This is a genomic window from Pseudoalteromonas sp. H103, assembly GCF_001469205.1.
Classification (GTDB): Bacteria; Pseudomonadota; Gammaproteobacteria; order Enterobacterales; family Alteromonadaceae; genus Pseudoalteromonas; species Pseudoalteromonas carrageenovora.
Genome location: NZ_LOFG01000020.1, coordinates 82,106 through 96,667 on the forward strand (window position 1 = coordinate 82,106; position 14,562 = coordinate 96,667).

The window sequence follows — 14,562 nt, forward strand, 5'->3', positions numbered from 1 at the left end:
TTTATCTAATGTTTTTATATTGTAATAGGCGTTTTGTTGTTAACAAAAGTTTGCTATTCTCGCTTTTCAAATAGTATTAGTTATTATTTGTGTATCTAAATTAATACAAAATGTATTGTTTTAGCCTAAAAAAGCTAATAATTTTTAAGGAAAGTGTTATGAATATTTGTACCAATAATCGTGTTAAAAGAAGCTTTAAAGTTAGCAGCCTATCTTTAGCATTAATGCTAGGAATGACGTCAGTAGCAAATGCTGAAGTTGAAAAGCTAACGGTAAGCGGCAATCAGGTATTGGCAGACGGTGTAAGTAAAAGTTTTGCAGGCCCTAGTTTGTTTTGGAGTAATACAGGTTGGGGTGGTGAAAAATTTTACACCGCGCAAACAGTTTCTAAAGCTAAGTCTGAATTTGGTGCAACTATTATACGTGCAGCAATTGGCCACGGTGCTGGCGGTGATATAAATCAAGATTGGAACGGTAACATGGGTCGACTTGATGAAGTTGTTACTGCGGCAATTGCCGAAGATATGTACGTTATAATAGATTTCCATAGCCACGAAGCGCATAAAGATCAAGCTACTGCAATCAAATTTTTTGAAGAAGTAGCCACTAAGTATGGAGACAATGATAACGTAATTTATGAGATTTATAATGAGCCATTACAAATATCATGGGAATACGATATTAAGCCATACGCAGAAACCGTTATAGACAAAATACGCGCAATTGATCCTGACAATTTAATTGTTGTTGGTACGCCAACATGGTCTCAGGATGTTGATATTGCGTCACAAAACCCAATCGATCGTGCGAATGTTGCTTATACTCTTCATTTTTATGCAGGTACGCATGGCCAGTCATACCGTAATAAAGCTCAAGTTGCTTTAGATAACGGCATTGCTTTATTTGCCACCGAGTGGGGTAGTGTAAATGCAGATGGTAATGGTGGTGTTAATATTAATGAAACAGATGCCTGGATGGCATTTTTAAAAACTAATAACATTAGCCATGCAATGTGGGCACTTAACGATAAAAGTGAAGGTGCGTCAATGTTCACACCAGGTGGAGATTGGGATTCATTAACAGCCTCTGGTACTAAAGCAAAAGAAATCATTCAAAGTTGGCATGATGCTAATGACAACATTCAGCTTGATAGTGATGGCGACGGTATTATTGATAGCCTTGACCAATGTGAGAATACACCTGCGGATACTATTGTCGATAGCATCGGGTGTGAAGTATCTGATACTGATGCTGATGGTGTTAGCGATGATATTGACCAGTGTCCAAATACACCAGTCGGCGAAACGGTAAATGATGTAGGCTGTGTATTGGAAGTAGAGGAGCCACAAACTGATACCGATAACGATGGCGTATATGATGATGTTGATCAATGTCCTGATACACCTGCAGGAGCAAGTGTTGATTCGAACGGATGCGCTATAGTGAGCTCTACAGACTGCAGTGATATAAACGCATATCCTAATTGGGTGAAAAAAGACTATGCTGCAGGTCCTTATACGCACAATAACACAGACGATAAAATGCAATATCAAGGCAATGCATACATTGCTAATTGGTACACTAATACGACGCCAGGAAGTGATGCTTCGTGGACACTGATTTACAGTTGTAATTAATTAGGCTTTGTACAAAAAGTTAAAAGGTAAATACTGAGTGTATTTGCCTTTTAACCTTATAAAGCACTGTTATATAAGTTAGCCTTTATAAATACTTTGGTGCTGATTAATAAGATTGTAAGTAGGTGATTGTATGTTATCCACATAACGCCAATCGGTTGTAATTTGATTGTTTGTAATTGTAAGTAACATATAACCACGATGCGATAATTCGCAATAATCTAAATCGTTAATTAGTAACGAAAGTGAATCGGCCATTTGTTTAGCTTGCTGCGGGTTAAGTGCTAAATAGTGCTCCATACCGGGTGAGGTCACGCTTGGTGTTGCAAATTCTACCCCTACGTTTTCACCCCTTTTATTTTTTAACGTGCCTTGCCATGCATTGTGAGTATCACCCGCAAGGACGACTAATTTTTTATTTAATGCAGCAGTGCTTTTATACAGTACTTCGCGTTCGCTAGGGTAGCCATCCCACGCGTCTAAGTTATAGGGCATTAATGTATTTATGCGTGTTAATTGCTGTCGTGTTACAGCTTTATTATCCAGTACCGCGTTTTTTATTGAAACTAGCTCTTCAAGTATTTGCGCAGTTTTTTTTCGCTCAGATTGAAAAAAAACCTCTATAGGTAGCCACATTTTTGTCATGAGTACTTGCTGCCCTAATACTTGCCACTTTGCATTTGAGTTTTTTATTGCATTTGTAAGCCAGGCTAGCTGAGTGTTTCCTAGTAATTGCCTTTGTGGATTATTTAAGTCACTCATGAAGCGAGTAATATCTAATTGCTTAGTCTCAGCGCTTTGGTAATTACTGTAGAGGAGTTGTTTATCGCGTGCTATTACACGAGTATCTAGCATATGTAGGCTTATTAAATTTCCAAAATTGAACGTGCGGTAAATATGGGGATTTTGTTCGCCCATTGGCGGGCGAATTGGAAGCCATTCATAATACGCTTGTATGGCTGCAGCGCGGCGTTTGTAAAAATTACCTTCATCGGGGGTGTGGTTTTCAGCACCTGCTTTATACGTGTCGTTTGTGATTTCATGGTCATCCCATATTGCTATAAAAGGGGCTGCTGCATGTAGTGCTTGTAATCCTTTATCGGTTCTATAAATAGCATATCGCTTTCGATAGTCATTCAATGTAATTATTTCACCGCTATTATCATCTGCTAGTTTACGGTTAATTTTTTCTGCATTTTCGGTTGCGTATCCACCCATTGGGTATTCATAAATGTAATCACCTAAGTGAAGTACAACATCTAGATCTTTTTGCTTAGCAGCATCAGTGTATGCATTAAAATATCCTGCCGGATAGTTTGAGCATGACACAACAACCATTTTAACTTGTTCAACGTTCTCTATAGGAAGTGTTTTAGCACGACCGATAGGGCTTGCCGTATTTGCTCCTATAAAGCGATAAAAGTACTGCGTATTTGGAAGCAACCCTTGTACGTCTATTTTTATTGTATAGTCACGGCTTGCATCTGTTTGCTCTTGCCCCTTTCTGATAATGTTTTTAAATTGAGGATCCAGTGCTACTTCCCATGCAAGAGTTACTAAAGTTGTTGATTGTGATGAAGTTGCACGCGTCCAAATTATTAACGCATTGCTTAATGGATCACCACTTGCCACGCCGTGGTTAAATTCAGTATGTGACAATGGTTTATTGATTAATGAGTTGGTACAACCAGTAATGCTGCTTGAAACTGCCACGCTAAACACACTTGCAGCGGTTGTTTTTAAAAAATTACGACGAGATGAAATTGGCATACTGCACTTTTTAGAGTTATTTAAATTGGCCTGAATTTTATTGTGTCGATATGACATTTTTATACGCGCTAAATGTATTTAATATGACGGAGTGAGGGAGAATAGCGTTTTATTTATTTACTAAAATATGGTCAAAAAATTAAACGCAGTGGTTAAATTAACTAGCGCTGAATTGTTTGATTTTAATGTTAATTAATAAAGTTGTTTAATAACAATGCTTTAATTTTTATTTTATATTGGCACAACCCTTGATTATGTTATTACGTCTAAACAATACACAAACAAGGAATACCATTATGAAAAATTCAATTAAAATCGCTATGGCAAGTTTATTAGTATTAGGTTCTGCACATGTTAATGCAGCTGAAGTGGACCTAGATGTAACTGATATTTTATCAACCAGTGTTAGTAACTATGTAAAGCAAACAACATCTGAGCTTGAAAGCTCGTTAAAAGAAACGCTAAGTTTTGATGCACAAGCTATTTTAGATAGCTTATTAGAAACCAAGCAGCCAAGTGAAGTTAGTGATAGTACTACAGCAAAAAACTTAGCAAATAACGCGCAGTAAACTAATTAAAAGGAATTAAGACGATGAGCAATGAATTAGGATTATTTGCATTAATGTTAGCACCGGTAGTGAGTATGATAAGTGCTTATTACTCGGTTCAAATGATTAAAGTTATGGGGAGTTGGTTTAATCTTTAATTAATAACATTACAGGTAATTAATTCGATTGATACTAAGCTGATCGACTTAGCAAAAGCGCACGTAAATAAAGGCAGAGTGATTTAAATAAGTAGACTTTATGAAGCGTGCGATTTTTCCATTACCAATTTTTATACTACCTCAGGGCTATACGCGTTTGCGTATATTTGAGCCTCGCTATTTAAATATGGTTAAAACAGCACTAGAAAACGACACCGGATTTGTACTGTGTACTTTTGAGCACGACACACCGTTTAATATAAGCGCTCAGGGTTGCTTAGTCGACATTATAGACTTTAACCAAGATGACAGCGGTATGTTGCTTATAGATGTAATTGCATCCAAAACCGTGCAAATTGATGATGTTTACCAAGATGAGCAAGAGCTTCGCCATGGTTTAATTTCAAATTGTACTGCACCTTATTGGTACAGCCAATCGTTCGCTGATATTGGCGAGCATACAAAGCTTAAATTGACCCTTCAAAATATATTTTCAACCAATCATGAGCTGAGTGAATTGTATAAGCAAACTCGCTTTGACGAACTAACGTGGGTTGTAGCCCGCTGGTTAGAATTATTGCCTATATCTATTGAGAAAAAACAGCAACTTGCGTTCGAAACTAACTTTGATAACTTACTAAGTTTCCTCCATACTGTGATTAATAACGAATTTGCCTAATTTTATTTGATCCTAAACAAACTTGCGTGCGTATTTACTAATACAAAAGCAATAACGGGATATATTATTATGGTAAGTCAACAACAATCACCACGTTGTGAACCTAATACAGGTAAGTACACTGCCATGCCAGAAACGCCAAGCAAAGAACTAATGCAAGCGCTCATTGATGTAGCTCAATCGAGAGACAAAAAAGCGTTTGCTTATTTATTTGAATATTTTGCTCCAAAAATTAAACGATTTGGTATAAAACAGTTTGGTGTTGAGGCGCAAGCAATGGAACTTGTGCAAGAAACACTAACATCTGTATGGCGAAAAGCGCATTTATATCACAGCGACAAAGGCGCTGCGACTACGTGGGTTTACACGGTAATGCGTAATGCATCGTTTGATATGCTTCGTAAAATGAAAAGCAATAAAGAAGAAAATATTAGCGAAGATATTTGGCCGTTATTGAACGAAACCCAAGATACAAATCACGAATACACCGATCACCTTGAAGATAAACAAATCAAACGTTATCTCGACAAGTTACCACTTGCACAAAGAGAAGTTGTAAGAGGGGTTTATTTTCAAGATATGTCGCAAGAGCAACTTGCACATCAACTTAACATTCCAGTAGGCACGGTAAAATCACGTTTACGTTTGGCCTTACAGAAATTACGTAATGAAATGGGAGATCAGCATGATTAAACATCACCCGAGTGAAACCTTACTGACACAATATTGCAGTGCATCACTTAGCGCATCACTTAGCTTAGCCGTATCTATTCATGTAGATATGTGTCCAGTGTGCCAAGCAAAAGTAGCAAAAATTGAGGCGAGCAATGCCGAGCAAGTTTTTAGCGACTCTTTTGAGCAAAGTACGCATGCAGAACCACTGCCTGCTGATATTACAGATGAGCAAGAGTCTAGCTTATTCGATTTTATTACTGCCGATACAAGCGTTGATGAAGTATATGAAGTAGAACCAGTTGCTATTAAAGTAAATAACCATAATTATCAGCTACCACGAGCACTGACACGCATATCGCATGGTAAGTTTACGCAGGTTGGTAAATTAGCCCGCTCACGTGTAGCGCTTGATGACGGACCACTGCGATCAAGCTTGTTACATATTGATGCTGGTGGTGAAATTCCGGAGCATACTCATACTGGTTTTGAAATTACTTTATTACTTGATGGTGAGTTTAGTGACGAAGAAGGTAGCTACGTACCAGGTGACTTTATTTTTCAAGATGGTAGCCACCAACATACACCACTAACAAAAGATGGTTGTTTATGCTTTACAGTGGTCAGTAGTGCGCTACATTTTAATAAGGGCTTCAGCAAGTTACTAAATCCAATTGGTAATTTGATTTATTAAGAGAATTTATGCAAACAGACACAATAAAAATAGGCATAAGCGCTTGCTTAGCAGGCGAAAAAGTAAGATTTGATACAGGTCATAAAAAATCTAACTTTTGTATGGATGAACTGGGTAAGCACGTTGAATACACGCGTTTTTGCCCAGAGGTCGCTGTAGGTTTACCAATTCCTCGACCTACGATTAGGCAGGTTAGGGTTGGCGACACAATTAAAGTGTGCAGGCCAGATGGCTCTGGGGATGTAGGCCCACAATTAACCGAATATGGTAAAAAAGTGGCAACAGAGCAAGCAAGTACATTAAGCGGTTTTGTTTTTTGTGCCAAAAGCCCAAGCTGCGGTATGGAACGCATAAAAATTTATAACGAAGCAGGTACAGGAAACACATCTGAAGGCGTTGGTTTTTTTGCAGAGCAAATAATGAAACACAATCCGTTATTGCCATGTGAAGAAAACGGCCGCTTAAATGACATGCACCTTCGTGAAAACTTTGTAATGCGTGTTTACGTATATAAAAACTGGCAAATGCTAGCAAAAGAGCCGCTAAGTGTTCACAAATTAACTCAGTTTCATTCTCAGTATAAATATTTGCTAATGGCTCATAACTACAAAGCTTATAGAGACCTCGGCAACTTACTGGGGACTTTTGTTGGGGATGATGTAAACGCACTTGCCGACGAATATATTTTAGGTTTAATGACGGGTTTAAAAAAGCCTGCTTCTCGTAGAAATAACTGCAATACCTTAATGCATTTACAAGGTTACTTTAAAAAAGATTTATCTAAAGTTGAAAAACAAGAGTTACGTGACGCTATTGATGAATATAGAGAAGGCTTGGTGCCGTTATATGTTCCGTTAACATTACTTAAACACCACTTAAAAGTGCATCCAAACGAGTACCTTGAAAAACAAGTATTCTTTAACCCTTACCCTAACGAACTAAAACTACGATACGGTATTTAATGAACACATTATTTTGGTTTAGGCGCGATTTGCGCCTTTTTTCGAACGAAGCGTTGATTCAGGCGCTAAATGATGGCGCTAAACACGCCATTTTTTTTGTTTGCGAAAAGCAATGGCAGCAGCATAACACCGCGCCAATTCAAATAGATTTACTTAAGCGACGAGTAAAGTACTTACAACAGCAACTAGCAGATTATGGTATTACGCTGCATGTAATTTGTGCGCCATACTTTAGTGATTGCGAATCGAAGTTAATTGAGTTTTGCCAGTCGAATAACGTTAAACATATTGTTGCTAACACTGAATATGAATTAAATGAAGTAAATCGTGATAAGGCAATTTTAGCTAAATGCGATGATGTTGGTGTTACATTTACTCTTTACGAAGGGGATTTAATTGCGCCAGCGGGCAGTGTTAAAAACCAAAGCAATGAAATGTATAAAGTGTTTACTCCGTTTAAGCGCGCATGGCTAAAGCAGTATCAAGACATTCACTTTAGTTTACCAACGTGGCCTTTAGAAAAATCGTCTGTTGATGTAAAAGCTGAACCACTTCTTAAAAGTGATGATGGCTCTGAAAAATGGCCTGTAGATGATGAAACACTCTCTAAAATAGTGAATGATTTTATTGCTGACAAACTAACAAGCTATGACGATAACCGTGATATTCCAAGTATTAAAGGAACCTCGGGCTTAAGCCCTTATTTAGCGCTTGGTATAGTGAGTACAAAGCAATTATTAATTAATATTCAGCAGCAATATCCTGATATTTTAACAACGTCAAAAAGTAAAACCTTCACATGGATAAATGAACTTGTTTGGCGCGAATTTTACCGACATTTAATTTCAGAGTTTCCTAAGTTATCGCGTGGAGATAATTTTAACGAAAAGTATAACGCGGTAAAGTGGCGTAAAAACGAAGATGACTTTAATGCATGGTGCGAAGGTCGTACAGGTTACCCACTTGTAGACGCTGCTATGCTTCAGTTAAAGCAAACAGGTTGGATGCACAATCGTTTACGTATGGTTGTTGCAAGTTTTTTAACTAAGCATTTGCTTATTGATTGGCGTGAAGGCGAAAAGTACTTTATGAAGCATCTAATTGATGGTGATTTAGCATCTAATAATGGTGGCTGGCAATGGGCTGCCAGTACAGGGTGTGACGCTCAGCCGTATTTTAGAATTTTTAACCCTATTACCCAAAGTGAACGCTTTGATCCAACAGGTAAGTTTATACGTAAGTATTTGCCAGAGCTTAAAAATGTGCCAGATAAACAAATTCACTTTCCACATACTTATATTGCTTCTATGGGTAAAACGAAGGACTGTTACTGGCCGGCAATTGTAGATCATAAAGCTGCACGTGAGCGTGCGTTGGCTGCTTTTAAGGTGTGATATGGATAACGTGCTACCAGTAGATAAATTTGTAGATATTTATCAAAAACTTGATAACAGCAATTTAGAGCTATTAAGTGAAATTTACAGTGATGATATTGAGTTTATAGATCCAATGCATCAGATAAACGGTATTGCCGAGTTACGTGCTTATTTTGCTAATTTATATAGCAATGTTAAACACTGCCAATTTGACATAACGGATTCTTTTAGCGTTGACAATAACGCATTTATTTACTGGACTATGCACTACGCACACCCAAAACTTTCCTCGGGTAAAACAATATCTGTACAAGGGCACAGTAAGCTTATTTTTAAAAAAGATAAGATTATTAAGCATCGAGATTATTTTAATGTTGGTGAGCTTTTGTACAAACACATTCCGTTATTAGGCTCTGTTATTAACTACATAGATAAAAGGGCAGGCTGAATATGATTACATTAATTACAGGGGCTACCTCAGGTATTGGTGAGCAACTAGCGATTAAATACGCTGAGCAGGGCGATACCGTTATTGCTTGTGGTCGAAACAGAGAAAAACTAGCTGAACTTGCTCAGCATAAAAATATTCAAATTTGTCAATTTGATGCCACAAGTCTGGATGATATTAAACAATCAACCATTGGTTTTACACAATATGACCGCGTTATATTAAACGCAGGCAATTGTGAATATGTTGATGATGCACGAAATTTTGATAGTGCTTTATTTGAACGTGTCATTACAGTTAATTTATTAGCAATGGGTTACTGCCTAGAAGCTTTACTACCTAAAATTAATGCAGGTGGCCAACTTGTATTAGTAAGCTCAAGCGTAACTTATCTGCCGCTTCCTCGTTCAGAAGCCTACGGGGCATCTAAATCAGGCGTTAGTTATTTAGCTAAGAGCTTAGCCGTAGATTTAAGTGACGTTGATGTAACGCTAGTTCATCCTGGGTTTGTAAAAACACCGCTCACAAACAAAAATGACTTTCCTATGCCAATGGCGGTTACCGCAAAAGAGGCGGCAGATTATATGATTAAAGGTATCGGTAAGCGCCGCAAAGAAGTTCATTTCCCTTATCGTTTTACACTTATTTTAAAAGCTTTGCGAATATTACCACTCCCGCTATGGCTTAAAATCGCAAAAGGATTAACTCGTTGAAAAAAATAGCAATAATTGGATCTGGTGTATCTGGATTAACTGCCGCACATTTACTTCATAAACATTACGATGTAACGGTGTTTGAAAAAAATGATTACATAGGCGGGCACACTGCAACAGTTGATGTAACTATAAGCGGAGCCAAATACGCTATTGATACTGGTTTTATTGTTTTTAATGATAGAACTTATCCATACTTTGAAAAACTACTTGCTCGTATAGGCATTGATAAACAGCCTACTCAAATGAGTTTTAGCGTGCATAACGATGCTACTGGCTTTGAATATAACGGCCATACTTTTACAAGCTTGTTTGCTCAGCGAAGAAATATATTTAGACCTAAATTTTGGCGTCTTTTATACGATATTGTTAAGTTTAATAAAGTGTGTAAAGCTATTTACGATCAAGGTGACTACAAACAAGAACACTCGTTGGGTGAGTTACTTAACGAACATGGCTTTAACGACTTTTTTAAATATCATTATATTTTGCCGATGGGCGCTGCTATTTGGTCTACCAGTATTAAAGAAATGGAAAATGTTGGTGTCGAGTTTTTTGTTAAATTTTTCTTTAATCATGGACTCTTAGACATAACAAACCGTCCGCAGTGGTTTGTTATTCCTGGTGGGTCTCGTGAGTACATTAACCCTTTAATTAAGGGGTTTGCAGATAAAATAAAACTAAATAGTAATATAGAATCAGTGATTCGTACTAACGACAAAGCTATTATTGAGTTTGCAAATGGTGACAAAGACGAATTTGATAAAGTCATTTTTGCTTGTCATTCAGACCAAGCACTTAGCCTTTTGGGTGATGCAACAGCGCAAGAGCAATCCGTATTAGGTGCCATCGCTTATACTGAAAACTCTGTGGTTTTACATACCGATACGAGTTTATTACCGGACAGAAAAGCAGCGTGGGCAAGCTGGAATTATCTTCTTAATAACAACACAGACAAAGCCGCGGTTGTTACGTATCAAATGAATATTTTGCAAGGAATTGCAAGTGATACACAATTTTGTGTAACGCTTAATCACCTGCAGGGGATTGAACAAAGTAAAATACTTCGTGAGTTTACTTACCACCACCCTGTATTTAATCAATCATCCATAGCCGCACAAAAGCAAAAACACAGTATTGATGGGCAAAATAACAGTTATTTTTGTGGTGCTTATTGGTATAACGGCTTTCATGAAGACGGTGTACGAAGCGGTGTAGACGTAGCAAAGCAGTTAGGTGTTGAGTTTGACTAGTGCAGTGTACTTAGGCGATGTTAGACATCGCCGATTTGCTGTTAAAAACCATAGCTTTAACTACTCGCTTTATATGATGTGGGTTGACTTAAAGCAGCCTTTAAACTTAAATAATATTCATCCTATGTTGGGTACATTTGGGTTTAAAGCACTTAGGTTTAAACAGGCAGATTACTTACAAAATGTACCTCATCCGCAGCAACATACCGTGTTTGAGCGTGCACAAATGCAATTGCAATCATTAGGTGTTAATGAAGAGTTTGAGCATATTTATATGTTGGGGCAGTTGCGTTGCTTTGGAATTTATTTCAGCCCAGTAAATTTTTATTTTTATGGCCACACTAGTGACGAATTTAAGTATTTAGTAGCAGAAGTAAGTAATACACCTTGGAATGAGAGACATTACTATTTAGTTCCTTTAGGAAAAAAAGTGAACTTTAAAAAGGTTTTTTCCGTATCACCATTTATGGATTTGAATATGGACTACCACTGGAACATTCGACATACACTTAGCAATACATTGATACACATAGAAAATAAGAAAGACGAAACATTGTTATTTGATGCTTCTCTTAGGCTAAAACGTCAAGACCTAACCAAAGAAGCGGTTAGTCAATTACTAAAACGCTTTCCAGCTATGACGTGGTCTGTTTTCAAAGGTATTTATGTTCAAGCTTTTAAGTTGTTTGTTAAAAGAGTGCCTTTTTTAGGTCATTCGTGAAGCCATTAGGTGTTAAGCCTTGGTAGTTAAAACAATAATATAGGTAATTCAATGGAAAAAGTGTCGAGTTTAAATTGCGCACAAAACACAGGTTGGTTTACTAACTTTTATAAAAAGTTAGTAATAGGCGCATTTTCTTCTATAGAAACAGGCCAAGTAGTTTTAGTTGACGGTAGCTCTCGCTCTGTTTTTGGTGATACTTCGTCAAACTTAAAGGTGACTATAAGCGTAAACGATAAAGCGATGTATAAAGCATTTGCATTATCAGGTAGTGTTGGCGCTGGTGAATCTTATATTTTAGGCCAGTGGTCTTGCGACAACTTGACGCGCCTTATCGAAATTTTTGCAATTAACCAAGATCAATTAGACAATTTTGAAAAGAAATTCTCTTTTTTTAGTAATATTGCCCATAGAATTAACCATTTTAAAAATAAAAATTCAGAGTCTGGTTCAAAAAAGAATATTGTTGCTCACTATGATTTAGGTAATGATTTGTATGAATCTTTTTTATCTGATGAAATGTTGTATTCAAGCGCCGTTTACCCTAGTAAAGATGCATCGCTTGAGGAGGCGCAGCAATATAAGCTTAAACGTATTTGTGAGCAGGTAGAGTTACAACAAGGCGACTCGGTGATTGAAATTGGTACAGGTTGGGGTGCTTTCGCTATTTATGCAGCCACCCACTATGATTGCCACGTAACAACTACAACTATTTCTGACGAGCAGTACGATTACGTTGCTAACAAGGTTAAAGCCCTTGGTCTTGAAAGAAAAATAACGTTATTAAAGCTTGATTATCGTTTATTAGAAGGGCAGTACGACAAGCTTGTTTCGATTGAAATGATAGAAGCTGTCGGCCATGAGTATTTACCAAGCTTTTTTACCAAGTGCGGTGATTTACTCAAAGAAAATGGCGCTATGCTTATTCAAGCAATAACAATAAGCGATCAGCGTTATAAACATTATTTAAAAAATTCCGATTTTATTCAGCAATATATATTTCCTGGTGGGTGTTTGCCATCGCTCAACGAAATGAGTGAACAAATTAAAAATAATACAAACATGGTTATTCATACTGTGAATGATATTGGTGCTCATTACGCGCGAACATTAGCGGATTGGCGCGAACGTTTTATTCAAAGCTGGCCAGAGTTAGACAGAACTAAATTTGACGAACGCTTTTACAGACTATGGTTATTTTATTTTGCTTACTGTGAAGGGGCATTTAGAACTCGTGCCACTAGTACGGTTCACTTAATGGCTCGTAAACCGCGTTTTACTAGCGATAACGATGAAATTGCACTCGGTTATTAATTTTGTCTTGTTTCAAGCAGTATGGTTTTTATCATTACTGCTTGAAGGGCAATCTATTTATGTAACGCCTTTAGTAATTGCTCTGATGTTTTATTTATCAAAGCAAAAAAAACACGATGCTATTTTAATTTTTAAAGCACTTCCGCTAGGGTTACTAGGCGAGTATATTGCTGTAAAAATTGGATTGCTTGAGTTTCATTCTTACCCATTTCCTCTTTGGCTTGTATTTTTATGGGCCTCTTTAGTGCTATGTATTAACAGCTCAATGTCTTTTTTGACGTCACTTAAGTTTTGGCAAGCATTTTTAGTATGTTTGGCCTTTGCACCTGCAAGCTACTGGGCCGGCGCACGCTTTGGTGTACTAAACTTACAATTACCCTTGATACAATTTTGGCTGATATACGGCTTAATATGGTCAAGTATGTTTACTTTAATATTGTTTATAAACTCAAAAATAAAAGCGGTGCTGAACACAAAATCTCTTTAGCATGCCTCAGCCTGCTTGTGATTTGATCAAACTTGTTCTGTAGCGCGTATATCTAGTACTTTATAAAGTTAAGGAACGATTTTGAAAATAAATTTATTGATTAGTTTTTGCTTTTTACTCACCTCCTATAATGCCTATGCAAATGATGACTTTACAAAAGTAGGCGAAGCCAGAATGGAGTATTTATTTTGGGACGTTTACGATGCCACATTGTTTACACCCTCTGGTAAATATAAAAGCGGTGAAAACCCGATAAAATTTAAGCTTAAATACTTGCGTGACTTTGAGGCAAAAGACATTGTTAAAGCAACTAAAGAGCAGTGGGAGCACTTAAACAAACCTGACTTATCTCAAAAGTATGCTGAAAAATTACTTAATATTTGGCCAAATATAAGCAAAGGCGACTCCTTAATGCTAAAAACAGACGTAAATGGTAAAAGTACATTTTATTATAATGATGAAAAAGTGGGCCAAATAGATGATGTTCAATTTGCTAATGATTTTTTGGCAATATGGCTTGATAAAAATACGTCTGAGCCTGCGCTTCGACAACAACTACTAGGAAACTAACTCATGAGCTTATTAAAGATAAAGCCACTTATGGTGTGTATTTTTGCCATATTTTTAATTAGCTGCTCAGCGCCGAGTGTTGAGCATTATAAAAACAGTTCACCTGAGTTTAACTTCAAAGAGTTTTTTAGTGGTGAATTAAAAGCATATGGCGTTGTACAAGACTTTAAAGGTGAATTAACCCGAAAGCTTGTTGTTGATATGAATGCAAGCTGGAATGGCTCACAAGGCGTTATTGAAGAAGATTTTGTATACGACGATGGTGAAACGCAAAGGCGTGTTTGGAAAGTAATACTTAACGATGATAATACATTAACTGGCACAGCCGCAGATGTTACAGGTGTAGCTAAAGGAAAAAGTATGGGCAGTGTGTTTCACTGGAACTACAATGTAGAGCTACCTTACGATGGCTCAACATTAAATGTAAACTTTGACGATTGGATGTACCTGGTTACACAATCGCGCTTGATAAACCGCACATCTATTGTTAAGTTTGGTGTCGAGGTCGGGGAAGTGACCTTAGTTATCGAAAAAATATAGTTGATTTACGTCGTTGTTTA

General features: G+C 37.2%; 16 protein-coding genes. 15 read left to right on the forward strand and 1 reads right to left on the reverse strand.

Features of this window, described 5'->3' with window-relative positions; translation table 11 throughout:
- The first annotated feature begins 158 nt into the window (after positions 1 to 158).
- A complete protein-coding gene (locus tag ATS74_RS18100; protein WP_058550257.1) occupies positions 159 to 1,637 on the forward strand; it encodes a cellulase family glycosylhydrolase in 1,479 nt (492 codons plus the stop codon).
- Positions 1,638 to 1,715: 78 nt separating this feature from the next.
- On the opposite strand, the gene ATS74_RS18105 is transcribed toward ATS74_RS18100, so the two are convergent.
- On the reverse strand, positions 1,716 to 3,407 hold the full coding sequence (locus ATS74_RS18105) for an alkaline phosphatase D family protein (protein WP_058550258.1): 1,692 nt from the start codon (positions 3,405 to 3,407) through the stop codon (positions 1,716 to 1,718).
- Positions 3,408 to 3,703: 296 nt separating this feature from the next.
- Between ATS74_RS18105 and ATS74_RS18110 the strand changes: the two genes are divergently transcribed.
- From ATS74_RS18110 to ATS74_RS18175, 14 genes are all read left to right on the forward strand, one after another.
- On the forward strand, positions 3,704 to 3,976 hold the full coding sequence (locus ATS74_RS18110) for a hypothetical protein (RefSeq protein WP_058550259.1): 273 nt from the start codon (positions 3,704 to 3,706) through the stop codon (positions 3,974 to 3,976).
- Between the two features lie 237 nt (positions 3,977 to 4,213).
- A complete protein-coding gene (locus ATS74_RS18115) occupies positions 4,214 to 4,792 on the forward strand; it encodes an LON peptidase substrate-binding domain-containing protein (protein WP_058550260.1) in 579 nt (192 codons plus the stop codon).
- A 69-nt stretch (positions 4,793 to 4,861) separates the two neighbouring features.
- Positions 4,862 to 5,485 (forward strand): sigma-70 family RNA polymerase sigma factor, encoded by a 624-nt coding sequence (locus tag ATS74_RS18120; protein WP_058550261.1) that lies wholly within the window; start codon positions 4,862 to 4,864, stop codon positions 5,483 to 5,485.
- The gene (locus ATS74_RS18125; RefSeq protein ID WP_058550262.1) at positions 5,478 to 6,158 is read left to right on the forward strand and encodes a ChrR family anti-sigma-E factor; all 681 of its coding nucleotides are present in this window, start codon (positions 5,478 to 5,480) and stop codon (positions 6,156 to 6,158) included. The genes ATS74_RS18120 and ATS74_RS18125 overlap by 8 nt, the downstream gene beginning before the upstream one ends.
- Before the next feature lie 8 nt (positions 6,159 to 6,166).
- Complete coding sequence (locus tag ATS74_RS18130; RefSeq protein ID WP_058550263.1) at positions 6,167 to 7,120, forward strand: YbgA family protein; 954 nt, start codon at positions 6,167 to 6,169, stop codon at positions 7,118 to 7,120.
- Positions 7,120 to 8,514 carry a deoxyribodipyrimidine photo-lyase gene (phrB, locus tag ATS74_RS18135; RefSeq protein ID WP_058550264.1) on the forward strand — a complete coding sequence of 465 codons (1,395 nt, stop codon included), beginning with the start codon at positions 7,120 to 7,122 and terminating at the stop codon, positions 8,512 to 8,514. The genes ATS74_RS18130 and phrB overlap by 1 nt, the downstream gene beginning before the upstream one ends.
- Position 8,515: 1 nt before the next feature.
- Positions 8,516 to 8,944: a nuclear transport factor 2 family protein gene (locus tag ATS74_RS18140; protein WP_058550265.1), complete on the forward strand. Its 429-nt coding sequence runs from the start codon at positions 8,516 to 8,518 to the stop codon at positions 8,942 to 8,944.
- A 2-nt stretch (positions 8,945 to 8,946) separates the two neighbouring features.
- The gene (locus ATS74_RS18145) at positions 8,947 to 9,657 is read left to right on the forward strand and encodes an SDR family NAD(P)-dependent oxidoreductase (RefSeq protein ID WP_058550266.1); all 711 of its coding nucleotides are present in this window, start codon (positions 8,947 to 8,949) and stop codon (positions 9,655 to 9,657) included.
- On the forward strand, positions 9,654 to 10,910 hold the full coding sequence (locus ATS74_RS18150) for an NAD(P)/FAD-dependent oxidoreductase (RefSeq protein WP_058550267.1): 1,257 nt from the start codon (positions 9,654 to 9,656) through the stop codon (positions 10,908 to 10,910). The genes ATS74_RS18145 and ATS74_RS18150 overlap by 4 nt, the downstream gene beginning before the upstream one ends.
- Positions 10,903 to 11,631, forward strand: a complete 729-nt coding sequence (locus ATS74_RS18155; protein WP_058550268.1) for a DUF1365 domain-containing protein — start codon at positions 10,903 to 10,905, stop codon at positions 11,629 to 11,631. Before ATS74_RS18150 ends, ATS74_RS18155 begins: the two co-directional genes overlap by 8 nt.
- Positions 11,632 to 11,682: 51 nt before the next feature.
- Positions 11,683 to 12,945 (forward strand): SAM-dependent methyltransferase, encoded by a 1,263-nt coding sequence (locus ATS74_RS18160; RefSeq protein ID WP_058550269.1) that lies wholly within the window; start codon positions 11,683 to 11,685, stop codon positions 12,943 to 12,945.
- Complete coding sequence (locus tag ATS74_RS18165; RefSeq protein WP_058550270.1) at positions 12,923 to 13,432, forward strand: DUF2878 domain-containing protein; 510 nt, start codon at positions 12,923 to 12,925, stop codon at positions 13,430 to 13,432. Before ATS74_RS18160 ends, ATS74_RS18165 begins: the two co-directional genes overlap by 23 nt.
- Before the next feature lie 81 nt (positions 13,433 to 13,513).
- Positions 13,514 to 14,002 carry a chalcone isomerase family protein gene (locus ATS74_RS18170; RefSeq protein WP_058550271.1) on the forward strand — a complete coding sequence of 163 codons (489 nt, stop codon included), beginning with the start codon at positions 13,514 to 13,516 and terminating at the stop codon, positions 14,000 to 14,002.
- A gap of 3 nt (positions 14,003 to 14,005) precedes the next feature.
- Positions 14,006 to 14,542 carry a DUF3833 domain-containing protein gene (locus tag ATS74_RS18175; RefSeq protein ID WP_058550272.1) on the forward strand — a complete coding sequence of 179 codons (537 nt, stop codon included), beginning with the start codon at positions 14,006 to 14,008 and terminating at the stop codon, positions 14,540 to 14,542.
- The last annotated feature ends 20 nt before the right edge of the window (positions 14,543 to 14,562 follow it).